General features: G+C 58.4%; 27 protein-coding genes and 1 pseudogene. 15 read left to right on the forward strand and 13 right to left on the reverse strand.

The genetic code is table 11. The features are described 5' to 3' along the window. Position 1 precedes the first annotated feature (1 nt). The 6 genes from SY26_RS06595 to SY26_RS06620 all read left to right on the forward strand — a co-directional run bounded on the left by SY26_RS06595 (position 2) and on the right by SY26_RS06620 (position 4,546). Complete coding sequence (locus SY26_RS06595) at positions 2–496, forward strand: CYTH domain-containing protein (protein WP_045999867.1); 495 nt, start codon at positions 2–4, stop codon at positions 494–496. Beyond that, entirely contained in the window at positions 489–887 is a 399-nt protein-coding gene (locus SY26_RS06600) for an NUDIX hydrolase (protein ID WP_198143103.1), read from the forward strand. The genes SY26_RS06595 and SY26_RS06600 overlap by 8 nt, the downstream gene beginning before the upstream one ends. A gap of 98 nt (positions 888–985) precedes the next feature. Further along, on the forward strand, positions 986–1,483 hold the full coding sequence (locus SY26_RS06605) for a CYTH domain-containing protein (RefSeq protein ID WP_045999869.1): 498 nt from the start codon (positions 986–988) through the stop codon (positions 1,481–1,483). A gap of 514 nt (positions 1,484–1,997) precedes the next feature. Next, positions 1,998–2,207, forward strand: a complete 210-nt coding sequence (locus SY26_RS06610; RefSeq protein WP_045983468.1) for a hypothetical protein — start codon at positions 1,998–2,000, stop codon at positions 2,205–2,207. 250 nt (positions 2,208–2,457) lie between these two features. Beyond that, positions 2,458–3,780: a DNA/RNA non-specific endonuclease gene (locus SY26_RS20310; protein WP_232303290.1), complete on the forward strand. Its 1,323-nt coding sequence runs from the start codon at positions 2,458–2,460 to the stop codon at positions 3,778–3,780. Between the two features lie 109 nt (positions 3,781–3,889). Continuing rightward, the gene (locus SY26_RS06620; RefSeq protein WP_052714909.1) at positions 3,890–4,546 is read left to right on the forward strand and encodes a hemolysin III family protein; all 657 of its coding nucleotides are present in this window, start codon (positions 3,890–3,892) and stop codon (positions 4,544–4,546) included. 121 nt (positions 4,547–4,667) lie between these two features. On the opposite strand, the gene SY26_RS06625 is transcribed toward SY26_RS06620, so the two are convergent. The 5 genes from SY26_RS06625 to SY26_RS06645 are packed head-to-tail and all read right to left on the reverse strand — an operon-like array spanning position 4,668 to position 10,082. Beyond that, positions 4,668–6,377 (reverse strand): iron ABC transporter permease, encoded by a 1,710-nt coding sequence (locus tag SY26_RS06625; protein WP_052715169.1) that lies wholly within the window; start codon positions 6,375–6,377, stop codon positions 4,668–4,670. Continuing rightward, positions 6,367–7,338, reverse strand: coding sequence for an ABC transporter substrate-binding protein (locus SY26_RS06630; protein ID WP_045999871.1), 972 nt, complete (start codon positions 7,336–7,338; stop codon positions 6,367–6,369). The genes SY26_RS06625 and SY26_RS06630 overlap by 11 nt, the downstream gene beginning before the upstream one ends. Beyond that, positions 7,335–7,925 carry a histidine phosphatase family protein gene (locus SY26_RS06635; protein ID WP_052714958.1) on the reverse strand — a complete coding sequence of 197 codons (591 nt, stop codon included), beginning with the start codon at positions 7,923–7,925 and terminating at the stop codon, positions 7,335–7,337. The genes SY26_RS06630 and SY26_RS06635 overlap by 4 nt, the downstream gene beginning before the upstream one ends. Then, entirely contained in the window at positions 7,922–8,992 is a 1,071-nt protein-coding gene (locus SY26_RS06640) for an MBL fold metallo-hydrolase (RefSeq protein ID WP_084693727.1), read from the reverse strand. Before SY26_RS06640 ends, SY26_RS06635 begins: the two co-directional genes overlap by 4 nt. Further along, entirely contained in the window at positions 8,985–10,082 is a 1,098-nt protein-coding gene (locus SY26_RS06645) for an ABC transporter ATP-binding protein (RefSeq protein WP_045999872.1), read from the reverse strand. The genes SY26_RS06640 and SY26_RS06645 overlap by 8 nt, the downstream gene beginning before the upstream one ends. A 304-nt stretch (positions 10,083–10,386) precedes the next feature. On the opposite strand from SY26_RS06645, the gene SY26_RS06650 reads away from it, so the two are divergent. From SY26_RS06650 to SY26_RS21000, 3 genes are all read left to right on the forward strand, one after another. Further along, positions 10,387–11,151: a glycosyltransferase gene (locus SY26_RS06650; protein WP_198143105.1), complete on the forward strand. Its 765-nt coding sequence runs from the start codon at positions 10,387–10,389 to the stop codon at positions 11,149–11,151. Between the two features lie 75 nt (positions 11,152–11,226). After that, the gene (locus SY26_RS20995; RefSeq protein ID WP_157020433.1) at positions 11,227–12,126 is read left to right on the forward strand and encodes a hypothetical protein; all 900 of its coding nucleotides are present in this window, start codon (positions 11,227–11,229) and stop codon (positions 12,124–12,126) included. Positions 12,127–12,476: 350 nt separating this feature from the next. Next, on the forward strand, positions 12,477–12,674 hold the full coding sequence (locus SY26_RS21000; protein WP_157020434.1) for a hypothetical protein: 198 nt from the start codon (positions 12,477–12,479) through the stop codon (positions 12,672–12,674). A gap of 214 nt (positions 12,675–12,888) precedes the next feature. Here the strand turns inward: SY26_RS21000 and SY26_RS06665 are convergent, their stop codons facing one another. Both SY26_RS06665 and SY26_RS21005 read right to left on the reverse strand, forming a co-directional pair. Continuing rightward, positions 12,889–13,095 carry a cold-shock protein gene (locus SY26_RS06665; protein ID WP_045999875.1) on the reverse strand — a complete coding sequence of 69 codons (207 nt, stop codon included), beginning with the start codon at positions 13,093–13,095 and terminating at the stop codon, positions 12,889–12,891. A gap of 502 nt (positions 13,096–13,597) precedes the next feature. Beyond that, positions 13,598–13,789, reverse strand: a complete 192-nt coding sequence (locus SY26_RS21005; protein WP_157020435.1) for a hypothetical protein — start codon at positions 13,787–13,789, stop codon at positions 13,598–13,600. Between the two features lie 641 nt (positions 13,790–14,430). On the opposite strand from SY26_RS21005, the gene SY26_RS20315 reads away from it, so the two are divergent. From SY26_RS20315 to SY26_RS06685, 5 genes and pseudogenes are all read left to right on the forward strand, one after another. After that, positions 14,431–14,859, forward strand: coding sequence for a GFA family protein (locus SY26_RS20315; RefSeq protein ID WP_084693729.1), 429 nt, complete (start codon positions 14,431–14,433; stop codon positions 14,857–14,859). Positions 14,860–15,525: 666 nt separating this feature from the next. Then, a complete protein-coding gene (locus tag SY26_RS20320) occupies positions 15,526–16,305 on the forward strand; it encodes a cell wall hydrolase (RefSeq protein WP_194886541.1) in 780 nt (259 codons plus the stop codon). A 137-nt stretch (positions 16,306–16,442) separates the two neighbouring features. Beyond that, positions 16,443–17,560: pseudogene (locus SY26_RS20325) on the forward strand (IS5 family transposase). 575 nt (positions 17,561–18,135) lie between these two features. Next, on the forward strand, positions 18,136–19,152 hold the full coding sequence (locus SY26_RS06680; protein ID WP_064503544.1) for a 1-phosphofructokinase family hexose kinase: 1,017 nt from the start codon (positions 18,136–18,138) through the stop codon (positions 19,150–19,152). Then, positions 19,149–19,955, forward strand: coding sequence for an inositol monophosphatase family protein (locus tag SY26_RS06685; RefSeq protein WP_045999877.1), 807 nt, complete (start codon positions 19,149–19,151; stop codon positions 19,953–19,955). Before SY26_RS06680 ends, SY26_RS06685 begins: the two co-directional genes overlap by 4 nt. Positions 19,956–20,754: 799 nt before the next feature. Here the strand turns inward: SY26_RS06685 and SY26_RS06690 are convergent. From SY26_RS06690 to SY26_RS06715, 6 genes are all read right to left on the reverse strand, one after another. After that, complete coding sequence (locus SY26_RS06690; protein WP_045999878.1) at positions 20,755–21,048, reverse strand: type II toxin-antitoxin system RelE/ParE family toxin; 294 nt, start codon at positions 21,046–21,048, stop codon at positions 20,755–20,757. Beyond that, positions 21,036–21,320 carry a CopG family ribbon-helix-helix protein gene (locus tag SY26_RS20330; RefSeq protein ID WP_084693731.1) on the reverse strand — a complete coding sequence of 95 codons (285 nt, stop codon included), beginning with the start codon at positions 21,318–21,320 and terminating at the stop codon, positions 21,036–21,038. The genes SY26_RS06690 and SY26_RS20330 overlap by 13 nt, the downstream gene beginning before the upstream one ends. Before the next feature lie 302 nt (positions 21,321–21,622). Next, positions 21,623–21,916, reverse strand: a complete 294-nt coding sequence (locus SY26_RS06700) for an HU family DNA-binding protein (RefSeq protein WP_045999880.1) — start codon at positions 21,914–21,916, stop codon at positions 21,623–21,625. A gap of 70 nt (positions 21,917–21,986) precedes the next feature. Further along, positions 21,987–22,175 carry a hypothetical protein gene (locus tag SY26_RS06705; protein ID WP_139599605.1) on the reverse strand — a complete coding sequence of 63 codons (189 nt, stop codon included), beginning with the start codon at positions 22,173–22,175 and terminating at the stop codon, positions 21,987–21,989. Between the two features lie 85 nt (positions 22,176–22,260). After that, positions 22,261–22,458 (reverse strand): hypothetical protein, encoded by a 198-nt coding sequence (locus tag SY26_RS06710; RefSeq protein WP_157020436.1) that lies wholly within the window; start codon positions 22,456–22,458, stop codon positions 22,261–22,263. Between the two features lie 123 nt (positions 22,459–22,581). Continuing rightward, entirely contained in the window at positions 22,582–23,205 is a 624-nt protein-coding gene (locus SY26_RS06715) for a hypothetical protein (RefSeq protein WP_045999883.1), read from the reverse strand. Between the two features lie 326 nt (positions 23,206–23,531). On the opposite strand from SY26_RS06715, the gene SY26_RS21530 reads away from it, so the two are divergent. Further along, the gene (locus SY26_RS21530; protein WP_046000295.1) at positions 23,532–23,741 is read left to right on the forward strand and encodes a hypothetical protein; all 210 of its coding nucleotides are present in this window, start codon (positions 23,532–23,534) and stop codon (positions 23,739–23,741) included. Positions 23,742–24,025: the final 284 nt, after the last annotated feature.

Here is a 24,025-nt window from a genome sequence, read left to right on the forward strand (position 1 = left end):
GATGAAAGCACCCGTTGAGATCGAGCGGAAGTTCCTGGTGGCGCGGATGCCTGACCTGTCTCTGGCCGACAGATCGTCCCTGCGCCAGGGCTATCTGACCGTGCCTGAGGACTCCGTCGAGGTTCGGCTTCGCCAGACCGATGAGACATTCGTTCTCTGTGTGAAATCCGGAGAGGGTATCGTTCGGGGTGAGCGTGAGATCGAGATCAGCGAGGCGCAGTTCGAGATGCTATGGCCGCAGACAGAAGGCCGCCGCGTCGTGAAGACCCGGTGGGTCGGTCAGCTTGACGGGGGGCTGACCTACGAGCTGGATATCTTCGAGGGTGATCTTGCACCGCTAGTGATGGTCGAGGTCGAATTCCAATCCGAAGCCGATGCTCGCGAGTTTGTCGCACCGGCGTGGTTCGGTCGGGATGTCAGCACCGACAAGCGCTTCGGCAACAAGTCGCTGGCACTGACAGGGGTATCTCTTGTCCGCGAGTTGGCCGGTGGCTGAAAAACGATACGGCGTTCTCTGTCTTCTTCCTGAAAAGGGGCGGGACAAGGTCGTTCTGGTCAGCCGGCCGGGAAGCAAGGAATGGATCCATCCGAAGGGGCGCCGTATTCCGGGCATGTCGGGCAGGGGATCTGCCCGTCGGGAAGCTTACGAGGAGGGCGGCATCCGGGGCCGCATCCACTCCGGCCAAAAAACCGTCGTGACGTGCAGGCAAGGTGGACGGAAGGTTCTTCTGACACTCTACGCGATGCGGGTGGAGAAGATGCTGAAGCGATGGCCCGAGCGACGCAAACGCGACAGGATCGTGGTCTCGAGCGCGAAAGCCGCGCAGCTGCTGCGCTGCCCCGGCATGCGCAAAGGGTTGCGCGCCCTCATCAAGAAAAACCCCTGAGTTCAGAGCAGAGCCTTGCGCTGCGGCCCAAGAGCCGCCGCGACGGCCCCTGACCAGTCTGATCGGCCTGTGCATGGGCCGCAACCAACGAGGCGAGATTGAGTATCGAGATTGAACGCAAGTTCCTTGTGACAAGCGATGACTGGCGGGGCGAGACACTGGGCTGTCATCACATCAAGGACTATCTGGTCGCCCGCTTCGACACCGGCAAGGCGCGCATCCGTGTCTGTAATGACCAGGCGACCTTGACCATCAAGGGCAACCGCACAGGGGTTTCCCGCAGCGAGTTTCATTTCGATCTGGCGCCCGACCAGGCGGCCGACATGATCAGCGAGTTCCCGAGCGCTCCGAGCTTGGAAAAGCGGCGGCATGATATCCAGTTCTGCGGCCTGCTCTGGCAAGTCGACGAGTATCTGGGTGCGCTGGCGGGTCTGGTGACCTGCGATGTGGAGCTGCCGCACGAACATCACGAGTTTCCACGCCCGTCCTGGGCCGGGCGGGACATCACGCATGACAGCAGATACAGCTCCGCCCAACTCACCCGGGCAATGCATGCCGATGGATTCGTGCTGGCGGACTTCCTGATCAGAAGCTGATCGGATGCAAAACCGCTGATGCCGTCCGTGTCACTTCCGTGACGGCACTGAACCAAGGAGGCTGTATGTCTTGCCTGATGAGGCATGGTCCCGTAATTGTTTGGGCATGAGAGATTGCCTGGGACAGGTGGCGGCTGCAGGGAACTGCAGCCGCTTTTCTATGTGGAGTGGGCGACAGCACAAGTGCCATGACACCAGTTTTGCAGGCGGACAGAAAAAAGGCCCCCCATCTGCTCAGGCCCTTCCCGCTCGTAGGACACCTTCACGCTAATAGAAGGGCCTCTAAGTGGGGTAGAGGCAGCCTATCAGTGCAGCCAGACAACATCTCGGACCAGCTTCCCATCCCCAGAACTATCCCCAGAAATTGTGGATAAAGTGACGCGGCCAGAAGCTCTCCGCCAAGATCCGCGATTTTCTGAATTCGAGGCGCACGCAATCCTGCTATTTAGACATATGGCCCGTGATCACGCACAGGATTATCTGACCTGTGTGAGACGGGGATACAGGCCGCAGGATGAACACGAATACGGATAGAATGCTGATTGCCGAAACGGACGAGCAGGGATCTGTGGTCTGCGTATGGCGGGCGGATCATGGCAAGCGCCCGCGGCCGGTGGCTGATCCTGCAACCTGCGTCAAAATGCTGGATAGCTTCGGCATCTTCGGGGCATCCAGGGATGCGGTCAGGCTGTGGCTTATGTCCTCAGACGCAGAGGTGGCGTGACCTCAATGCCGCGTCGCTCAGCGACCGGTCAGGTGCAGACCCTGCGAAGAGCTGGAAATGGCTTTTAGCCTGAGCTTATGCATGCGGCTTGGCCCAAAGCTCTGTCCGATCCTTAAGCATGCACCAAGGAGCGATGCCGCCCTCAGACGTTGAAGATCATGTGCAAGCCTACCGACGTCATCGTGTACGTGATCTTCTTGCCCGTGTTACACTCACGATGTCTCATCACCCTGTACAGGCCGGGGACAGCATGATGTCGAAGTCGGAAACGAACGAGAAAAGCACCGGCTGCCATATCCGGATCAATGGCGTCGGCCATCCTGCCGCTGCCAATGGGACCTTCGTCCGGATACAACGGAAGGACGGCAACAGTCTTCTGGAATTAAGCGTCAATGTCATTGTCCAAGGTGAACCATCGAGCGACTGTCCCGGACGCGCGGAGGGATCAGCACTCGTTGCGCTCAATGGCATTCCCGTCCCTGCTGACCATACCGTACGGAGTGTGGATCTCACGGTGCGAATGGACGATCACGCGGGTGTTGGCGACAGAGTGCGCGGTAGATCTGACCCAGGCCAGTCCGCTGCTGATCGGCAGATCGTCACGAGCGGCAGTTTGGACCTGACTTGGTCGCCGGGCACTGTCTCCCCCCCGGCAGTCAAAACGTGCACGGGGGATCACCTAGAGAACTATCCAGATATGACCGCGGGACTTGATGGAGATGACCCGCGCGACGGCTATGATGCCGGGTTCACAGGTATTCCTATTCCGGAGCCGGGTCTTTCTGATGACATGGCGCTTGACGCGGTTCTCTTCGAGGGCCGTACAAGCATCCCCTATACCCATTTCAGCCTGTGTTTGTCGGCTGAGCGGCGCATGGCGCGCTATGTTGCCTGGAACGTGGACGGGGCGCGGATGGTGAAACTTCCGCGGTCAGATTTTGCCCTCGATCCTCGCATTGACGCCGAACACCAATGGGGAAACGCGCTTTATAGCGACAACGTTCTCGACCGGGGTCACATCGCCCGGCGCGCAGACCTGTGTTGGGGCGGCATCGCCGAAGCGCAGCAGGCCAATGCCGACTCGTTCTACTACACCAATATCGCCCCGCAGCATCAGGCTTATAACCAGTCCTCCCGTCAGGGCCTCTGGGGAGAGCTCGAGGATCACGTGTTTGCTCAAGCCGGTATCGCCAAGCTGCGTCTGTCCGTGCAGGCAGGTCCGATCTTCAGTCCGACTGACATCGAATATCGAGGGGCTCGTATCCCGGCGGCATTCTGGAAGCTGATCGGGTGGCGCGATCTCGAGGACCTGCCGCGTCTGACCGCATTCATTCTGACCCAGGAAGACTTGCTAGGCGATCTGGAGACGACGCTGACATTCGAGCCCTTTCGTCTCTACCAGGTCAGCCTGGAGGAACTGAACAGTCAAACCGGACTTGATTTCAGTCGGCATCCGGCTGGCGACGTGATGCGGCACGTCAATCAAGCAGGCCGGAGGCTTGCTCGTGACGACGCGCTCGGAAGTGAAAGGCAAATAAGGGATGTCAGTGCTCTTCGTGACATCATCATTTAGCCGACGCAGGATGCGGCCTGAAGCACGCGTACACGTCTGAGGTTTTGTCCCAAGCTGATTCAATATCAGCCGCGCGGTTTTTGAAGCGATCAACGATGGAAGGTTATTGATGAGCTTTTACCTACCGCGTCGCATCGAATACAGCCGGCTCGAAACCATGTCGGACCTGTTGGTTCATATTGCCGGTTTGACAGCAGCACTGCTCGCGGTTCCCCTCCTGATCATGAGGACATTGTCAACAGACACTACGGACTTCGGGTTGGTCGGTGCTTCGGTATACGGTCTCACACTCATCGCGATGATCTTATGCTCGATGCTCTACAACATGACGCATCCACAGACCTGGACACCGTACCTGCAGCGGCTCGATCATTCGGCAATCTACCTGAAGATTGCCGGCACCTATACGGCATTCGCGCTTCTGTCTCCCCATGAGACCGGGTGGTTTCTGGTCTGGATATGGAGCTGCGCGGCTCTCGGGGTGGGATTGCGCACGTTCGTGCCGAATAGATGGCGCAGCGTCGCCATAAGCCTGTATCTGATCATGGGATGGTCAGGCGTCATTGCCGGAGACGCGCTTTTCGGCGGAATGTCCTCACTTGTCTTCGGACTGATCTTGGGTGGTGGGCTCATCTATACGGTGGGATTTGGGTTTTTCGTGGCAACGCGCTTGCCGTTTCATCGAACGATCTGGCACCTGCTCGTCATCGTCGCGAGCGGCCTCTTCTACTCAGCAGTCGCTACGCAGATTGGGACACTTTCTTGAACTAATTTACATGCGGCCGTCCAGCGCATGCTGTGTTGATGTCGAGCCGATCAGGCTTTGAAGCGGCCTTTTAAGGCGCAATTCACTTTGCGACGAAATCCCAAAAATCAAAGTCAGATATCTAGCCGCGCCATGGAAGAGTTGACGAGCCGGTGCGTCCGATTATCAGCTCCGCAAACATACATAATGTAAACAAGAGTAACGTGGACAAAACGGAAACTGCCGCCGCGGCGGTTGAGTTACCTTCATATTGCAGCGAAAAAACCATTACGCCGATCGTCTCGTGCCCTGAGGACCACAGGAGGGCGGACAGCGTCAACTCGTTCATCGCCGTCATTAGAATCAGCACCGCCCCTGCCGTGGCCGCTGGCGTGACCGAGGGCATAAAAATTCGCACTATCCGCCCCCCCAAACCGATACCTGCGATGCGGGCGGCTTCCTCCAGTCCCGGATCCCCGTTCTGGGCCGCAGCCACGACCGGGCGGAGCGCCAATGGGAGAAACCGGCCCAGATAAGAGATCAGGATGATGGCCGAAGTGCCGTAGAGCGAAATCCCGATCAGGGGGAGCGGTGGCAGAAAGGCCAGGATCATCGCCAACGCAACGACCGTGCCGGGCACGACCCAAGGCACCTCGGCAGACAAGTCCAACAGGGTGGCGGCAGGGCTGGGCCGGCGCGTCAGCAGATAGGCCAGCGGCAGCGCCACGCCGACGCAGATCACAGCCGCCAGACCTGATAAGGTCAATGAGTTCAAGAACGCCCGGCTCACGGCCGGGTTGGACCAGACCCGGACATATTGATCCAGGCTTGCCACCTGTATTGAAAACGGCACACCGATCGCCGGGGTCAATGAGGTTAGAGTCAACGCAGCCAACGGCAGGAGCGCGATGACAAGGACCACGACCCAGAGCGCCCCCTGCGCCCATAGCGGCGCGCGATGCGCGGGGGTGAAAGCCCGGCCTGCCTCGATGCGCAGGGTCAAGCGGCGCAAGGCAAGATGGCGCAGCAACAGAGCCACCCCTGCCAACGTGGTGAGGATCAGTGCCAGCACCGCGACCTGCCCTGCGACCGAAGGGCCGAAGCCGTTCAGCCGCTGATAGATCAGTGTCGTCAGCATCGGCACCCGCCCCGGAATGCCCAGAAGAGCCGGGATGCCGAAATTGCCGACAGCCGCGGTAAAGGCCAGCAACGCACCCGCCAGCGCCGATGGATAGGTGAGCGGCAGAATGATCCGCATCAGCACCCGTCGGGGTGGGATGGCTGCAATGCGCGCAGCCTCGATCAGATCGGCGGGCACGGATTTCAGGCTGGCGCGAATGGCAATGAAGACGAGCGGCATATGCTCGATCCCCATGATCAGCGCGATACCGCTGCGTGAATAAAGAGGATTGCCCTGACCTTGCGCAGGCGCCAGTCCTAAGGCCCGTAGGATCGGAGAGCCCGACCCCATCAGTTCAATCCAGGACAGGGCCAGCGTCTGTGAGGGAATAATCAGCGACATCAGGATTAGAAAGGACAAGACCGCCCGAAACCGCATCCGCATCAGCCCCACGGCCAGCGCCAGTGAACCGCCCAATACGACCGAGATCGCGACGGAGGCGAGCGACAAGGTCAGCGTGTTCATAAACGCCCGCCCCGTTGCCCGTGCGGCCAGCGTGTCGCGCAGAACACCCAAAGGCGCCCCATCATCGCCGGGACGAAAGGCCGTCACCAGCACCTCACCCATGGGCCAGAGCGTGATCAACGTCACATAGAGACAGAGAAGGATGGCCAGCACACGCTCGCCATCCCCCGTACGCCGGTCACCCAGCAGGTGCAGGTCAGCCGCCATAGAGGTCCGAGAACTCCATCTTGACGGCCTCTCCATCTGACAGCAAGCGGGCATTGTCGGCACCGATCAGCGTCAGGCTGGCAGGGTCGGGATAGCCCTCGGGCGCTGCCATGCCGTCGCGCAGAGGGAAATAGCCCTGCGCAACCGATTGGGCCTGTGCGGCCTCGGACAATTGCCAATCGACGAAGGCACGGGCGGCATCGGCGTTGTCAGTACCCGCCATGATCGCCACAGGCTGGGTCACCGCCGTCACGCCCTCGGACGGAAACACGAAATCGACCGGGGAGCCCTGCGCCTTGGCGTTCATGGCCATGTATTCGACCAACACGCCATATGCCTTCTCGCCCCGCGCGACGGCCTCCAGCACGGTGCCGTTGCCTTGGCCTGCGACGGCGCCATTGTCCGACAGTGCTTCAAAATAGCTCCAGTCGAATTCAGGCTGCTGGACCATAGTGCCCACATGGATCGCCGCTGCACCGGAATAAAGCGGCGATGGCATGATCGTCATCGCCGCCGCCTCGGGCGTGGCCAGATCGGCCCAGGAGGTCGGCGGGCTGTCCACCAGATCGGTGTTGTAGACAATACCGGTGGTGATCAACTTCGTTGGAAAGAACATAGCATCCGCGTCCAGCAGGGCCGGGTCGATGCCCTCCACAGGGGCCTCGGGATAGGCCATCAGACGGTCGTCCTGCTTGAGCTGGGTCATCGCGACGGCATCTGCGATCAGCAGAACGTCGGCGGGGCTTTGGCCGGCGGCGAACTCCGCCTGCAGCTTGGCCATCACCTCGGTCGTGCCCGAACGGAAGATATCGACCGAGATATCGGAATGATCCTTGTTGAAGGCGGCGATGACCTCGGTCATCTGCTCCTGCGGTTGCGACGTGTAGATGGTCAGGGTCTGGGCCTGTGCAGCAAACGCGGTGGCGGACAAAGCGGTGGTCAGCATCAGGATACGGGTCATGACAGCCTCAAAGTTTGGGGAAAGGGGTCGGGCACGACCACGGGCGGGTCGGCGCACCAGCATCCGCGCGGATCGCGAAAGATTGTAATCCGCGCGCAATTCGTCGGGCGCAGAAACGGCAGATCAAGGACTGCCATCACTGAGCGGATGGTGCCGGAGTGGGCCACGATCAGGGGCGGTGCCTCTTGCGCGGCGGGGCCGGAGATGGCTGCACAGCCCTGCAGGATGCGATCATGAAACGCCTCGGGGCTTTCGCCGCCCTCGGGCGTGGCGTCGCGGTCCAGCATGGCACGGGGCGCGCCTTCCCAAATGCCCCAGTCGCGTTCGGCCAGCAGGGGGGCGGGCCGTATCTCCAGGTCGGGGCGCAGAGCCGCGATCGCTTGGGCCGTTTGCCAGGCGCGCTGCAAAGGCGAGGCAAAAAGGCGCCCGATGGGTCTATCGCGCAAGGTCAGCGCCACGTGCCCGGCCTGTGCGCGTCCCATGTCTGTCAGGGGTGCATCGGTCGCACCCGCAATCCGGTCATTGGCATTGTGTACTGTCTGGCCGTGACGCAGCAAATAAAAGCGGGGATGATCGAAGAGGCTCACCAGACCAGCCTCTCGCCCCGAGCAATAGGCCAGCCAGTCCGCACACGCAGATCGTCCGCGACTGAGGCTGCGCAAAACGCGGCCAACATCACCTGCGGTGCGGCGGATGCGACCATTTCGCTGGCCTGTGACAAGGTTGGATGCACGTTCCAGCGACTGAAGACAGCATGGCCCTGATCGATCAGGTCCTGCGCGGGACTGCCCGCAGCAACATGGCCGGTAAAGATGATCCGCGCACCGCCGGCGTCACGGATGCGCCCGGACAAGGCGTGCGCGACACCGCGTTCTGCATTGGGACCCGCGGCGATCATCGAGCCGGCAATCGGGCTGTCCGCATGCAGATCGGCTGCTTGGTCCAGCAGAGACAACGCGCTGCGACCTTGTGGCGTCATCCAGTCCGCGTGATCGCGCAGGATCCGTACGACACGACGATGCTCGGCGCAGATGCTGACCGGTAGACCGCGCTGCAGCAGCGTTGCGGCAATCTCCAGTCCGCGCCCGCCTGCGGGGCAAGGCAACAGGACAGGTCCGTCGATCTGGGACACGATCTGTTCGATCTGCACGGAAAGCGGCTGGTCCGCGACCCCGTACGAGGCGTCGATCACCATTGCTGCTGCGGGCGGGTAGGGCGCGGCACAAAACATCGGGCTTTCGGCACAGGCGTCCCCCGAATACAGCAGGCCGCCCTTGCCCCCGATCCGCATCCAGACCGCCCCCGGCGCATGGCCCGCAGGACCGGTCAGCAGCGCTACACCCAAGATCTGGCCCAGGCCGTCAAGGGGCCGCGCCTGTTGCAGGCCGGGATGGCGGGCGAGCGCGATGGTGGGGCGGCTGGCGAACAACGGTGGGGCTCCCAGATCCGGCCATAGATCCAAGCCGCCTGTATGATCAGCGTGACCATGACTGAAGATGATCGCGTCAATGGGCGGAAGATCGCGCAGATCGGGCGCGCGATCTTCATCAGGACCGCGGCCCAGATCCAGGAGTAAATTGCGTTCCCCGATCTGAAGCAGAAAGCAGGCGGGCCCCTTGCTGCCTACCCCTGATATGGCGCGCAGTTCAGGCATTGACGGCCTCGCGCCGTGCGCCGGCTTGCGAGGTTTTATCGTCAGCGCGGCCGATCACCCAACCGCCGGTAATCTCCAGCCCGACCGCCGTATGCATGGCGAGCGGGCGATCGACTAAGAGGGTGAGCATCTGATCGTCCAACGCGTCGGTTAGAGCGTGGGTCAGATAATGGCCATGCTGAAAGCTCTGCGACAGAATGCGGGCGTGTATATGCCCGGGCCCGTCGCACAGACGCAGGTCTTCGCGGTGCAGGCACAGCCAGCCGGGGCCAGGTTGTGCTGTACCGGGCAGGCGAAGTGCCGCAGTCCCCACATGCAGGTCGCATATTCCATCCAGCGTCCCGGTCACCTGTACTGGTACAGTGACACCGTGACCGATGAAGCGCGCCACCATCGGCGTTGCGGGACGACGATACAGGTCTTCAGGGCATCCCATCTGTTGGATATGGCCCTTGTCCATCACGGCGATATGGGTGGCGACCGTCATCGCTTCATCCTGATCGTGGGTCACAAGGATAAAAGTCGCGCCCGTCTCGGCATGCAACTGACGAAACTGGACAAGCATTTGCTGGCGGAGATGCGCATCGAGATTGGCCAGAGGCTCGTCCAGCAACAGTAGCCCCGGACGCAGCGCCAGCGATCGCGCAAGCGCCACCCGCTGCCGTTGACCCCCCGACAGATCCTGCGGGCGACGATCCGCCAAGGGTAACAGACCCGTTGCGGTCAGCATCTGGTCCACGCGGGCGCGCCGTTCAATCCCTGTCATGCGGCGTGACTGCAAGGCGAAGGCAACGTTACCGCGCACCGTCATATTAGGCCACAGGGCATAGGACTGGAACACCATGCCCAGATCACGACGCTCGGGCGATACGAAATGGCCGGGCGCGGCAATTAGTTGGTCATCAAACCGCAACTCACCCGCATCGGGCAGTTCCAGCCCGGCAATCAGGCGCAAAAGTGTGGTCTTGCCGCAGCCTGACGGACCCAGCAAAGCTAGAAATGAGCCTTGAGGGAGATCCAAATCAATTTGATTCAGGACGTTTGTAGTGTCAAAGGACTTGCTAAGGCTGAGTGCGCGGACATGCGGCATGGATACTCCAGATTTGGTCCTGACGTATGGGGTACGAATGTCATTTCTGTGACGATACGGTGATCGTTTCATGACTGGAGCATCGAGCTCCATTCCAGGTAGCAAGCTTGCTAACTACGCGATGGAAGAACGCGCCACCTGCCAACGAAAAATGCCGCGAATCCCACAAAGGTCTAACGGTCGTACCGCGTGCAGACTATCGTCGTAGGATGGCAGAAGAGGGCCACGTCCCAGGATGAATTACTTGTCATCCAAAGTTTTTCTGCAACAGTCTCAGTCCGTGACTACGGCCGTGGACTTGGTGGTGAGACAGTCGCGTCCCTGCCACAATCACGCTGACCTTAAATTCCTGCAAGAAGTGATGATTATTTTGCCCGAAGCCAGTACTGCAGACCTGATCCGTATCTTCATCGGTTATGACAGCCACGAGCCTGTGGCCTACCATGCCCTGTCTCATAGCCTCCTCTCGCGGGCCACGCAGCCTTTGAGTATCACGCCGATCGTGCTTGGCGGTCTGGAGGGCGTTTTTACCCGTGAGCGAAATGCGCTCCAATCGACGGAGTTTTCGTTTTCTCGGTTTCTTGTACCGTGGTTGAGCGGGTATTCCGGATGGTCCATATTCATGGACTGCGATATGCTCTGTATTGATGACATCGCTAAGCTCTGGGCCATGCGCGATGACCGTTATGACCTGATGTGCGTCCAGCACGACCATGTCCCCCAAGAGCAGACAAAATTCCGGGGCGCAACGCAGACGACCTATGAAAAGAAAAACTGGTCGAGCATGATGCTGTTCAATAACGCCCGCTGCACGGCACTTACTCCTGATTACGTGAGTACGGCCTCCGGCCTCGAGCTGCATCGCTTCAAGTGGCTAACGGATGACAGTCGGATAGGCGCGTTGCCCCAAGGTTGGAACCACCTGGTCGATTACAGCGACACTCCCCTCGAGGATACGCATCTTATTCACTATACCGAAGGAGGCCCGTACTTCGAAGAATACCGGAGATGCGAGCATGCTGACCTGTGGTTCGCTGAAAAAGATTCCATGGATCGACCTCTACCGTGAAATCGTACTCATAATCTCTTTCTCCATCCATACCGGACACTTAATCAACTGATACGAGATGCGATGGGTTCTTGAATGCACAAGCGGGGTTTTCAGGAGAGCAGCGGAAGCGAGAGAGGATTTGGTGAGGGTGGTTGTGATAAAACAAGGCCGGTATTCTTTACTTCACCTTTTGCAAGGAGCCTACGCTCAACCATGATCTCTCGATACAGGCATGCACTTGCCAAGCATTCCCCCAGGCTGCTGCGTTCTGTAATATACAAAACGCTGTATAGGCAGTTCAAGGATCAATATACGATATCACCGGAACAATTTCGTGGCAAAAGGATACTTATTGTAGGTCCTGCCAATACTCTGTTCGATGATTTGAAAAGCATCGACTACTCAAAAGTCGACATTGTTGTTAGAATGAAGAATGGTATCCATACGTCTCTTGATTTATGGAAAGAAGATTCGTTGCGTTGCGATGTGCTTTTTCACAGTTTTGCTGGTGGTAGTCAGCCGGTCACTTTGAATGATATCAACCGTGCTGGCGTAAAATATATCGTCCATAGGACTCTCAAGAAAAGCGCTTTTCTTGATACCCTGCTTGCTGAGGAAAAGTTCGGAAGTTCCGCAGGTGTAAAAATAGTACCCTACGAGCATTATAGGGCACTGTCGGAAAGGCTGGGCGGTCACGCTCCCAGTACGGGCATGGTCTGCGCTGATTTCTTCCTTGATGCTCCATTCAAAAGCCTGACATTTGTTGGTTTTACGTTTTTTTCTACGCGATATGTCGCCGGGTATAACGATCAGATCACATCTGACGAAGCTGCGCTTTCAAAAGTGAAAGATGCCGGTCATCACTCCCCGTTGCACGAGGCACGCCTGATAGGGGATCGGATCCAAGAAGAGCAAGCTGCTGGTAAGTGCGTTTACGTCAGTGAAAGCATGCAACAAGCACTCGACGGCTTTGGCGCCCGCCATGGTGCCTGACCCTGCAATCATTGATTATCGCAGCGGTCTCGCCATTCGCGTGGGGCATGCCGGTTCTGCAGTTCCGTCTTCTGGGCAGGGTCGGGTCGCTTGGCGCAGCCGCCCTTGTGGCAATGGCCGATTTAATTTGCACGCAGCAGGTGTTGAATGCACTGTCGGACTGCTATTTTTTTGATTTCTGACCGCATTTTTAATGGAGATCGAGTGAGGCCAATCATGGTTGCCCGCTGCTGGAGCCTTTCGTCGCTCCAGCCGAAGCCCTTCGGGCTTCCCAGTCTGGACAGGTGAGGCACGGCGATCACCTGCGCGCCAATGCTCATTTGACCGAGCAGGGAGGTTGCCTTCGATCCGTGTGCGACGACTACAGCCGGCCGGATCTGCTCGAGCAACATTTCAAAGACGGCAGTGCTTCTGTCCGCGCGTGTCAGGTGCTTGCCGCTCCCAGCCTCAACGCACCAGATGTTTGTCTCGAGAACTTGCGCATTGATGAGGTCGGCCAGGCGCTCGACCCGCTTTTTGGTGGGCTCAATGCATTTTTGGTAAGGTAGCGCTCGCGCCACGCGGTGCGGTTCATACCGTCACATCCAACCAGTAGCGCCAGAAGTTGGCAGTCTCCCTAACCGGGTTCTGGCTACAATGGAGACGCGATATGCCAACGGTGATCCGATGCAGACAAAGGGGCGACCCGAGCACGGGTCGCCTGCAAACAATTTCGGCCGTGCAGCAAAGTCAGCTGATACTTGCCGGGGCCGCCGGCAGTATTCATACCAACCGAAGGTCGATCGCGCTGGTCTTGCCGCCGCGACCTGTTTCCAGTTCGTAGGACACGGCTGCACCGTCCTTCAGGGTCTGCAAGCCGGCGCGCTCAACGGCCGAGATGTGGACGAAGACATCCTGCGCGCCGCCTTCTGGTTGGATGAAGCCGAAGCCCTTGTCCGCATTGAACCACTTGACCGTTCCTCTGGGCATTTCATTCTCCAAGACGATTTCTGATGCAGCGACATTCGGCGATCACGCGTGATCGGGCAAGCCACCGATTTGGCCGCCGGTTCGAACCGAGGCGTCGCGAACTGCGATTGATGCCAGAGCGGATGGATTTGGGGTGGGCGACTGACCGCGTCCGCACGCGCAAAGACTTTGGAGAATAGTGGAAGATCCAGAGTCCGAAGTTTGCCTCGAACTGCGCAGAATCCCGCGTTTAGATCAGAAGCATCAACACGCGTTGGTCTTCTAGACGATCCTTGTCTGTCGGTCTTGATAGCGGACGGTCTCAGAACAGCTGTCAGGAAAAAATGCCCCGCTCGGCTGGAGGGAGTTGCCGAGCGGGGCCGAGTGACAACAGGGAATGCTGTCCAGTTCAACCTATAGGAGCATCAACAATCTCGCGATCCCTTAAATTGTACCGACACGCTTTCATATTCAAAGGCCCGCCGAGCGGGCGGGCCTTGACATCAATGCATGGTCACTTTGGTCAGGTCTTGCTCTTATCAATCAAGCCAGGCTTGGTTGGGTCTTCCGCGACAGCGGCGTCAGGGCGGTTGCCGCCGGGTACAGCAGGGTCCTTCTCATCTAAAACATGGTCAGGCACTTCGGGGTGTCGCTCCGTCGTTGCGGCCTCTCGAGCCTGATCGGTGGGGGTCGGTTTCGGTTGGTCTTGCGTCATGACATGGTCCTCCTGAACCATCAACAGATGGCTGGATCCAATGTTCCGAAAGGTGATTTGCTTAGTCTGACTATTGTTCTAAGATTTGCCGGACATCTTTTGAGGTTCTAGCCCTGATCATCTCTGCTGTGTTCGCTGGCGTCATCGAGGTCATCCAGCCGTATTAAAACCGCAATCGTAGTACACGGGACTGTCGACAAAAGCTGCAGGAATTGCGATCAGTGTCACCATTGGACGAACCGGCGCGGTCATGGTCTCTTGACCCCAACTGCTCTCTCCCGCCGGTCATGTCCGTGTTCCGATGGACGACATTTCATAACACTTGGCTGCGTTACATGCCGCGGTAATCCTTCGTTCGGAACAGTTCACGTCGAATGCAGTTCATGCAATATGACTGTAGATCTGAACACGGTTCGTCGTAAGCGCTTGGCCGAAGCCTTGTCGGAAGCGCACAAGCGAGTCCAGGAATGTGAGGAAACATCCGTGACTACGAGGCTCGGATATCGGAGGTAAGGCGAGATCTGCTCGAGGCTCTTGCTTATCTTGCCAATGCTCAGCGACGATACGATCAATCCGGGTAGGCCGCGGTTCTTAGCATGATGGTCAGTTGAGTTTATCCTGCAGATCGATGAGGAGAGATTATGAAAAGCAATCAAGCGTTCTCGGGCAACGGCTTGTGTGGCGAGATCACGGTGACCGTCCAAGGCGAACATGACCCACGACCGGGCGCATGCCACTGCCTAATGTGCCTACGATGGACAGGCGGTGTGTTTATGTCATTCACGGCTACGCCTGACGCAGTGACAGTGGAAGGCCCGGTAACGAAGTTTCAATCCACTCCGTTTGCCGAACGAGCATTCTGCGGCACGTGCGGCACACATCTGTGGATGAGAAACACCGAAGAGGCAGAGGCAGAGTATGACCTGATGCCCGGTTTGTTCGAGGCTGCACATGACTGGCCGCTGCGCTCAGAGATCTACACCGACCGAGCCATGAGAGCGATCCGCTTCGTGGGTGATCACTCGCGTAAATCTGAAGCAGAGTACGAGGCATCGAATTCGCACGTCTAGATTAGGAAGGTGACCTGTCACTGAACTTTCATCAGCCACGACCGTAGCCCGGTTGATATTGCTCTGCACCCAGAGAACTGGACCGCCGGATACCGATGTTTTCCAGCTTGGTTATGGTGACAGGCCTTCCAAAGCATCTCTGCGACCACATTTCAGACGCCGGTCCGGCGTGACGCCGACCTGCCAAAACGGATAGGCATTCTTGATGGTTATCCACGATATATTCGGCGCAGGTCAGGCAGCGGTCTTTGGGAGGAGCAACTGTCTGGCCAGCAACTTGAGAACGCAGTTACCTCCCGACGAACTAGTTCGCTCCGTAGCAATCCTAATTCCCGTAAATGTTATGCGTGCCCGGGTATGGGGCTGAGTTTTGCCTAAAGGCCAAGCCATTTACCGTTGAATGATAGTCGAGACTTCTTCTCCTCGGCCTGCAACTGCGGCAGTTCGTCGATCCTGCACAGTATGACACCCATTCGTGGCTGTTCAGGCGCCAAGCCCAGCTGCACCGCCCGCGTTGTATAGATTTCGGCCTCACCAACGGGCGGCCCAAGGACGGCATTTCCGCATTTCAGTTTGCTGACACAAGGGATCGCCACAGTCCACAGAGCGAAAGCGGAACACAAGTGCGTCGATCTCTGTTCCTTATGCAATCAAGGGAACATGCAAATGGTTCGGGCACAGTCTGTAGCATTAACTGTCCTTATTGCCTTATGCTCTGCAGGAGCTGTTGTGTCCGTTACACGGCAACAGCTGTCGACCGGCGAGACATCGAGCTTCGCTGCGCCCAATGGCAGCCTCGGCGCGCCAGTGCGTTCTGCTTCTGAGGCTGTCTATCACCGAAAAATAGTAATTGGGCCAAACCCTATTGAACAAGCAGCGGCTGATCCTGAAGAGTCCGGCTTTGATAGCAGCGGTTTGACACTTGAAGTCGCCATCGCGCCGTTACCACGTCCCACAAAGGTAATAACATTTCGTCCTGCCCCTCGACCTGCAACCCCCGATGAAATTGTAAGGGGGGCTGCTATCCCTTCGCCTCCACCATCCTTGCGCAACGCCAGCGATCTTTCCTGTATTGCCGTCGCGATCTATCACGAGGCACGTGATCAAGAAGAGTTCGGGCAGCGCGCGGTAGCGTCCGTCATTCTGCAACGGGCTGCAATTCCTCACCGGTGGGGAGATAGTGCGTGCGAAAACGTCGTTCCGACGCAGTTCAGTTTCATGACATCGCGCTATGAATATCCAGAAATAAACGATGATGCGTCTTGGGAAAAAGCGGTAAGAATTGCAGCAGAAGTTCTCGTGAATGGTCCGCTGCCAGAGCTGCGTGGAGCAGATCATTATCATACCACAGCCGTATTGCCCCAATGGGCACCCAAAATGGTTCGGGTCCGGTCGATTGATGATCACGTATTTTACGTGGATCCACACTCATATTCTGCTCTATAGTAAGTCGCTGAAATAGTTGTCTCTCGACGTGGTTTACGGATGATCCACCATCTGCACGATATCGGGCGGGAATGATAATGCGCGGGACGGACGAGAGGAGTGGATCGCTGTTCAGCTATGGTGATCTTGAAGATTGAATCCCCGTCTAGCACCCACTGCGCAAAATCTGGCAGGTGGTGAATGATGCTCTGGCCAGTCTCACTGCGGAGTTCGAGGCGCTTTATTTCAACTTTGGCCACCCATCAATTGCGCCGGAACGGCTGATCCGCGGCATCCTGATCCAGATCCTGTTCTCTATCCGGTCGGAGCGGCAGTTGATGGAACAGATGCAGTATAACCTCATGTTCCGCTGGTTTGTCGGCCTCGGCATCGATGATCCGGTCTGGGTTCCTACCATGTCCACCAAAAGCCGCGACCGGCTGCTGACGACCGAGATGTCGCGCAAGGTGATGGCGGCGATCTTGGCGCATCGCGAAGTCGCGCCGCTTTTATCTGACGAGCATTTCTCGGTCGACGGCACGCTGGTCAAGGCCTGGGCCTCCATGAAAAGCTTCCAGTCGAAGGCAGAGAGTGCCCTGTCAAAGGATGAGGGGCCGGATGATCCGCTCAGATACGACATCGTCGCAGACCAGCCCGTCCAACCCCAACCCCAACCCGAACTCGAGCCAAACCTGATGCCCCGCGCCACCAGCACCGCAATGCCAAGGTCAATTTCGGGGGCGAGAAGCGTTCGAACGCCACGCCTGTCTCGACCACCGATCATACGGCTCGGCTCTACAAGAAATCGCCAGGCACCTGGGCGGTGCTATGCTTTATGGGGCATGCGCCGATGGAGAGCCGCTCGGGCCTGATAGTGCAGGGCGACCTGACCCGGCCAGACGGTCATGCCGAACGACACGCCGCGCTGGACATGATCCATCTCCACTCCCCCGGATCGGCTCGGCGCCTGACGATGGACACGGACAAGGGCTACGCCGCCGCGAGGTTCATAGCTGACCTGCGCAAAGCCTATGTGACGCCACATGTCGCACAGAAATTGCGCCATTCAGAAATTGACGCCTGCACGACCCGCCACAAGGGCTATGCCCTCTCCATCCAGCATCGAAAGCGGATTGAAAAGGCCTTCGGTTGGATGAAAACCATCGGCGGCATGGCGCAAACCGTCTATCGTGGAGTCGAGCACGTGCGGTCCCGCTTCATCCTGACGCTGGCCGCCAACAACCTTGCCCGACTGCCCCGCGTGCTGGCCGCATGAGGCCGCAGGGGGAAAACCGCGCTTCGCTTGGAGGGGTCGTGAACCGTGGCATCTGCCGTCAGTTCCGAAGACCCTTAGGAAGGCCGTTCCTGATTAGAGACTAATTCAGCGGCCTGTTAAGCATAATACCCGAATTAAAATCAATATTATGGTTTCTGCGTTTCCGCATTTCTGATCTCCTCCTTCTTGGACACTAGAAAACGTCAAATCGTAGTTTCCGTCACTGCTAGATTTTCAGCGGTAGCTTAATCGTTAAATATCTTTGTCTTGATCTGAATAAGCTCGAGTAAGCCGAAGGGGCCTTGTACTACGGCGTGCAGAAAATTGAGTGAAAAAGCGGCCATCATGAGGAGTAATAGCGATTGGCCACGTTTGATCCGCAGGACCATTTATCCTCCTGTAGGTTACTGTCGGGCAGTTTGACAGGAGATGCATCTCACCGAAACCCAATGGGCTGTCGTCGTAAACGGCAGCGCGGCTGACCCATGATTTCATAGCGCGTGGCTTGAGGAGCGGACCCATAGCAGCTGACCAATCGTTTGCATGTCAATGAGACAAGGATTGGACACACCGGCATGCCAACTAAGAACATTGACCCATCAAATCCCGACGAACAATCTAAGGGCGCTTCGAGCAGCAATCTGTGCGTGTTTGCGCCGTGGCCGTTGATCACGGTTGCGATCGARGCCTCCCCGGAAGACGGCTCCGACGATATCGTTGYCCGGGCAGGAGGACAGGGCGTTTGGGTCGCGCGAATGGCGGCGTCCCTTGGTGCCCGCGTCACCCTCGTCGGACCATTCGGCGGAAAGATCGGGCGAGCAGCGGCGGTCATGTTGCGTGACGAGGGCATCGCCGTGCGATCGGTGGACGTTGCCGGGTCGAACGGTGCCTATATTCATGATCGACGCGGTGGCGAACGGGTGCAGATTGCAGAGATGCGGCCGGCAAGGTTGGACAGGCATGAGGTTGATGATCTTCTGGACGCGCTCCTGACGGAGGGGATGCGCTGCGGCACGGTCGCCCTGACCGGTCTGCGGGACGGCGAAGTCTTTGACCCTGCACTCTATGGAACTGTAGTGCGCGATCTCGCAGCAAACGGCGTGGAGATCATCGCTGATGTGGCAGGCGCGCCTCTCAAGGCGATCGACCAGGGAATAGGGGTCCTGAAGATCAGTCATGAGGAGATGGTGGCGGACGGCTATGCGACCGATGGTTCCTGGTCGGCCATCGCCGCCGGGATGGACCGGCTTGTCGATCGGGCGCGCGATATCGTCGTCTCCTGTGCCGCTCGCGGAACTCTCGCCAGATTTGACGGAAAGTTCTGGCTCGCGACACCACCGAACGTGACGCCACGGGATCACACAGGTGCCGGGGATTCCATGACGGGTGGTTTGGCTGTCGCACGCACACAGGGCCTCAGCGTCAGCGACGCGCTGCGACTGGCCACCGCAGCAGGCGCCCTCAACGTGACCCGGCGCGGGCGCGGCACCGGTGCTGCCATGGATGTCGATGTGTTTCGGGACCATGTGAAGGTCCGGGAGGTGGATCCCGCGGATCTCGATTTTGAGGACAAACGGAGCGCTCAACAATGACCATGGAGAACCCGCCGATCGACGAGCTGCAAAGGATCGAAAGCCTTGCTGCGGAATTGGCCGCCCTCGCCGGGGCCGATATCCAGTTCGCCTTGGGGAAGGCGATGCAGGTCAGCTACAAAGGCGCGCCCGGGTGGATGCGCGATCCGGTTTCCGAGGTCGATCACGCATGTGAGGTCATGATACGAGCGCGCTTGGCCGAAGCCGCGCCGGGTCACGATATCATCGGTGAAGAGATCGACGACCGCCCGGGACGAAATCATGACTGGGTCTGGGCCATCGATCCGATCGATGGGACCGCAAACTTCGTATCGGGTCTGCCGATGTTCGCAGCATCCATTGGCGTGCTCTGCCGTGGCCGTCCGGTTGTCGGCGCGCTGTGGTGCTCAGCCACCCATGCGCTGCGCCCTGGCGTCTACTCCGCGCATGTCGGCGGCTCCCTGAACTTCGATGGTGCTGAATTCGTACGACCAGATCGGGCGCAGGTCCGTCGAAGCCTTGTCGGCACGCCGCAAGGCGGGACGGCGGAACCCTTCGACACACGGCTGACGGGGTCGGCTGCGATCGAGTGCGCGTTTGTCGCTGCGGGCCTTCTCGCCGGCACGCGGCTTGGCGCGCCAAACCTCTGGGATGTGGCTGGAGGTGCTGCCCTCGTACTGGCAGCCGGAGGCGACGTCCGCATTCATACGGCGGAAGGATGGGTCCCGTTCACCAGCTTCGAGGGGCCGGACGGGGACCTCGCCCGATGGCGCGCGCCGATGGCACTGGGAAGGCCGGATGCGCTGGACGCTCTGTTGGCATGAACGCTCGGTAGTGCTGCGCTACTTTCGCAATCTTGGATGAGGGCCGGACGACAGGCGTGGATGCGGACCGGCCCAGGACCGTGGATGGGGTCTCCCGTCCCGCGGATGGGCAGGCTTGTCGGGTTCATTGATCGGGTGATCGAAGGTCACCCCTTGCGCCGTGGGATGAACGGGGGACGTGAACTCCCCGCTCGGATGCAGCATTTCAGTCGGAGGCTTAACTTTACTGTTCATCTTGAGACATTAGCTCGGACGATAAGAAAATATAACCACGATCGTGATGCGTATGGAAAGTGCGCTCCACCCGAGATGCCAGGTTTCAACCAAGTTCCTTTTCATACCGCTTGTGCCGGTTTTTGCGCTTGGCGGCCTGTCGCGCATCGGAGGTCTTATTTTCATGGCACCGCGTTGGGGCTGGAAATGGACCTCCTGGTATAAGGAACACTGAACGTTGCCGCGCTTGCAGTGCTCATCATGGCTATCGTCGTGGTGTTCCACTTCGAGCCGGGCGCGGTCACTGTGCTGGCGATCTGTGCATTAGCTGAGTATGGATTGAGGATGGCCGGCGTTATCTGACGACATAACAATGGTTATAGAGCTTATTGGTGAGGCAGGGTGGGTTCTATTCTGAAACGCGACAAGCCATGATTTGCTGAGCTTTCGCGGATCGAGGAGTTCTCCCGTGGCATCGCTTCTCACCCTGCCGAGCGCTGCATCACTGCGGGTATGCTGCAGCGAAAGATCAGCGTGGCGGACATCGATGTTCAGCCTGGACGGCATGCGAAGCTACCCTCCCGGATCATAAGTATCCTGCCTCACGCTGATGCCTGATCGCCAGAACGACGGCCTGTTTGCCGTCCACCTGATAGAGGACCGTATAGCCGCTGTCCCCAAACGCGATCAGCCACTCCCGGAACTCCGGGGCCATCTTGTCGGCCGGGCGCCCTACGCCCGGCTGCGCGGCTACGATCTGCATGCCCTCCCGGATGGCCCGCACTGCGCGGGACGCGGCATCCGGGTTTTTGGAAGCCAGAAACCGATAGCACCGCTGGACGCCCTGCAGCGATTTCGGCGTCCAGATCAGCTGTGGCATTCAGGCGGTTCTACATCCTGACCAGCTTCGAGCTGAGCCAACCAGTTGTCCGCCTCGGCATGAGACACATGCAGGCCAGTGGTCTGATAGGACGCCCATGCCGTCAGCGCCTCCTGCCGAAACGCCTCACGCTTTTCCTCGCGTTCAACATACTGAGCGATGGCCTCCCGCATCAGGTAATGCGGGGTACGGTTTTGTGCTTTGGCAAGTTCCCGCATCCGGGCATGAACCTCGGCATCCAGCTTTACGGCAACAGGGTGAACGGCAGCCATGAAGTCCTCCGAGTGCGCATGGTATTACTTCATTATACCATCGATACGTGGCGCCGCCAACGGGGCATCTTGTCCCCATTCGCCGACGTCGCAAGTCTCGCCTGATCTTTCTGACCGGCCGCTTGGGCCCGCATAGCAGTCCTGGAGGCCCGGGATCGGAATGCCCACTTTGTGGACCTTACTCATTCTAGACACCTGATCTTCTCTCAGGGTCTTTGACCAGCAGGTTGGCGCGGGTCATTCTATAGCTCAAAACGCTTCGCAAGGCTGCGGGCATCGGACGCTGATCGCGATGAGCAGGACTAACCAGGGGTTTTTGAGCCGTTGAGCTGCTCCAAAAGGTGCTTGGAAGCCCTGAACCGCGGAACTTGCTTGTTCTCCACCTGCACAGGTTCTCCGGTTTTAGGATTTCGGCCCATTCGGGCATCCCGGATCTTGCTGGCAAAACTCCCGAACCCCCGGATCTCGACCCTCTGACCCTGGGCGAGACGGTTTGTGATCTCGTTCAGGATCGAGTTGAGAGCGGCCTCCACCACAGGTCGGGATAGATGAGGGTAGGTCTCCATGAGCTTTCCTACCAGTTCCGAGCGGATCATGGTCAACTCCTTCTTCCCGGGAGGATATGAGCAGGCATTCTGAAGCTTGGCCAGCCGGGAATTGTGAAGTTCAGTCCCTGAACTGGATTCCGATGCCTTCCGGCGTCTCGCTCACCTTCACTGTCGCGATCCCGTCCCCGTTGGACAGATCCACGCTCACGCCATCAAGGGTCGATGTCACCTTGACCATGCGCCAGGGCGGGCATTCAAAGACATGCATCCTGCCATGAATGTCCCTGAGGAGGACGACTTTTGCCATCAAGGTTCTCTGCATGTGACACGCTGTGCTCTGACCCTCAGACTGGATGGCCGAAGGGTTCAAAGTCATGTCCAGTTCTCTGCGCTCAGAACTTTATCAGACGCAAGGCCATGGCGACCTTCGCCTCGATCATACGTTCGAGGTCATCATCGGGTTCTGAACCGGTCATCTGGTTGCTCTTGCTGGCCTGCCGATCCTTGTTCTCCCTGTGATCGAGCTTCAAGGAGAGCGAGGTCAGATTCTGAGGTTCAGAGGTTTGAGGCCTTTGTCTTGCGAATGTCATGGTAACCCCCATGGTTCTGTGACCCCACAACACTCTCATCAACCTTTTCCCGCTGTCAAATCTGCCCGAAACCTTCGGCGGGTCTGAGCCGAAAGCGCAATGAACTTGTAGGATAGCTCTGCCTCAATGGTCTGCGGCTTGGCTTCTGATTTGATCGTGAAGCCTGAACCGTTCGCTGCGTGATCGCAGTTGTTCTGTTGCGGCTGCTTCAGGCCTTATGGTCCACCTTCCATTATCAAAATGCGCGATAAAGGTGCGTTTCGCTCCGACCAAAAGATCGTCGGACAAGTGGTCTCCAATCACGAGGATTTCGATGCTGACCCGGTCTGTTTCCGCCTGCATGGGACTCGCCTCACCTTCCGCTCTGGTGCGGTTGATAATGCTGTCGAACGTGCCGATCGAAGCGTAGTCACCCTGCTTGAGAGGCCCCTGGAACGTTTTGTTTCTTGGGTCCGCGTTGTCCCCTAAGTCAATCTTATAGTCCGTGATCGAATGTTGCACTTCCCTGTCGCCCCATCTCAGGGTCGCATGGACACTTTCGATATAAACGGCTTCCGAACTCATGTTGCTGATAAAGCAAGCTGCGTCCAGTTCGGAGCCAGCAGCTTGGTTGATAACGATTTTTGATCGGCGCTGCCGCCGAAAGCTTTGCAGAAAGACCTGGAGATAAGCGATCCAGACGAAGAACATAGCAACGTTTGCAACAGCATTTATGACATCACTGTTGGCGGAAATCCATTCAAGCATCACGGCTCCCTTTCTGTCTTCCGCTTAACAGGCGCTACATCGTTCTGTTCCTGCCGTTAGCTCTTCAAACGTCACCCGGTTGGTTCCGCTGATCTGACACACGGGGCGGAGATTGGGACGCTGCCAGTGAAAGGCAAACCTGTTTGACAGGCGGTCTGCCTCTCAGCCGTATGCTCAGGTCCGTACAGTTTCGACACGAGAAGCGCCCAAAGAAGTCCTTCGCCCCAGATCGATATCACCCTGATAGGCCTGGGAAGCGCTATCTGCGGAACCGCGTAGCTGCCCGGACGGTTCGGAAACGGGAAGATGCTTTGGACGATGAGCCAATGATCGAAGACATTAGCATTCCGCCAGTGCGTGAGGACGGCCTCCAACTGCAAGAAGAGCGAAGGATCCAGAGGGTGTTCTGGACCGTCCAGCGCGTGTCATGGTTCCTGTTTGGCGTTGTCTGTCTTGTTGCGCTGCTGGGTTTTACGGGCAGCGGCGGCGTGTTTCAGAAGCAGACTGTCTATTTTGCCGATGCCGTCGTGGAATGAGAACGGCGGTGCAAAAGTCGGCCACGGTAGCGGCGGGATGATCCTGCTGCGGGCGGCGTAAAAGTCGTCCACCTTTACCCTTTCTGGCGACAGGGAGGGCGGGAGGATTTTCACCGTGGACTTGTATCGTAGAGTGCGACTGGCCTGTGCCGAGGGGATGAGCCAGCGCGAGGCAGCGCGTCATTTCAACATCGCGCGCGACAGCGTAGCCAAGATGATGGCGTTCTCGGTTCCGCCCGGATATCGGCGGACGGCCCCCGTGAAGCGGCCGAAGCTGGATGCCT

The organism is Paracoccus sp. 228 (assembly GCF_000967825.1).
GTDB lineage: Bacteria > Pseudomonadota > Alphaproteobacteria > Rhodobacterales > Rhodobacteraceae > Paracoccus > Paracoccus marcusii.

Coding starts and splice junctions, on each gene's coding strand:
- SY26_RS06595 (WP_045999867.1), top strand. CDS start 2: ATGAAAGCACCCGTTGAGATCGAGCGGAAGTTCCTGGTGGCGCGGATG.
- SY26_RS06610 (WP_045983468.1), top strand. CDS start 1,998: ATGAACACGAATACGGATAGAATGCTGATTGCCGAAACGGACGAGCAG.
- SY26_RS20310 (WP_232303290.1), top strand. CDS start 2,458: ATGATGTCGAAGTCGGAAACGAACGAGAAAAGCACCGGCTGCCATATC.
- SY26_RS06620 (WP_052714909.1), top strand. CDS start 3,890: ATGAGCTTTTACCTACCGCGTCGCATCGAATACAGCCGGCTCGAAACC.
- SY26_RS06625 (WP_052715169.1), bottom strand. CDS start 6,377: ATGGCGGCTGACCTGCACCTGCTGGGTGACCGGCGTACGGGGGATGGC.
- SY26_RS06630 (WP_045999871.1), bottom strand. CDS start 7,338: ATGACCCGTATCCTGATGCTGACCACCGCTTTGTCCGCCACCGCGTTT.
- SY26_RS06640 (WP_084693727.1), bottom strand. CDS start 8,992: ATGCCTGAACTGCGCGCCATATCAGGGGTAGGCAGCAAGGGGCCCGCC.
- SY26_RS06645 (WP_045999872.1), bottom strand. CDS start 10,082: ATGCCGCATGTCCGCGCACTCAGCCTTAGCAAGTCCTTTGACACTACA.
- SY26_RS20995 (WP_157020433.1), top strand. CDS start 11,227: ATGCACAAGCGGGGTTTTCAGGAGAGCAGCGGAAGCGAGAGAGGATTT.
- SY26_RS06665 (WP_045999875.1), bottom strand. CDS start 13,095: ATGCCCAGAGGAACGGTCAAGTGGTTCAATGCGGACAAGGGCTTCGGC.
- SY26_RS21005 (WP_157020435.1), bottom strand. CDS start 13,789: ATGACGCAAGACCAACCGAAACCGACCCCCACCGATCAGGCTCGAGAG.
- SY26_RS20315 (WP_084693729.1), top strand. CDS start 14,431: ATGAAAAGCAATCAAGCGTTCTCGGGCAACGGCTTGTGTGGCGAGATC.
- SY26_RS20320 (WP_194886541.1), top strand. CDS start 15,526: ATGGTTCGGGCACAGTCTGTAGCATTAACTGTCCTTATTGCCTTATGC.
- SY26_RS06685 (WP_045999877.1), top strand. CDS start 19,149: ATGACCATGGAGAACCCGCCGATCGACGAGCTGCAAAGGATCGAAAGC.
- SY26_RS06690 (WP_045999878.1), bottom strand. CDS start 21,048: ATGCCACAGCTGATCTGGACGCCGAAATCGCTGCAGGGCGTCCAGCGG.
- SY26_RS20330 (WP_084693731.1), bottom strand. CDS start 21,320: ATGGCTGCCGTTCACCCTGTTGCCGTAAAGCTGGATGCCGAGGTTCAT.
- SY26_RS06700 (WP_045999880.1), bottom strand. CDS start 21,916: ATGATCCGCTCGGAACTGGTAGGAAAGCTCATGGAGACCTACCCTCAT.
- SY26_RS06705 (WP_139599605.1), bottom strand. CDS start 22,175: ATGGCAAAAGTCGTCCTCCTCAGGGACATTCATGGCAGGATGCATGTC.
- SY26_RS06710 (WP_157020436.1), bottom strand. CDS start 22,458: ATGACATTCGCAAGACAAAGGCCTCAAACCTCTGAACCTCAGAATCTG.
- SY26_RS06715 (WP_045999883.1), bottom strand. CDS start 23,205: ATGCTTGAATGGATTTCCGCCAACAGTGATGTCATAAATGCTGTTGCA.
- SY26_RS21530 (WP_046000295.1), top strand. CDS start 23,532: ATGATCGAAGACATTAGCATTCCGCCAGTGCGTGAGGACGGCCTCCAA.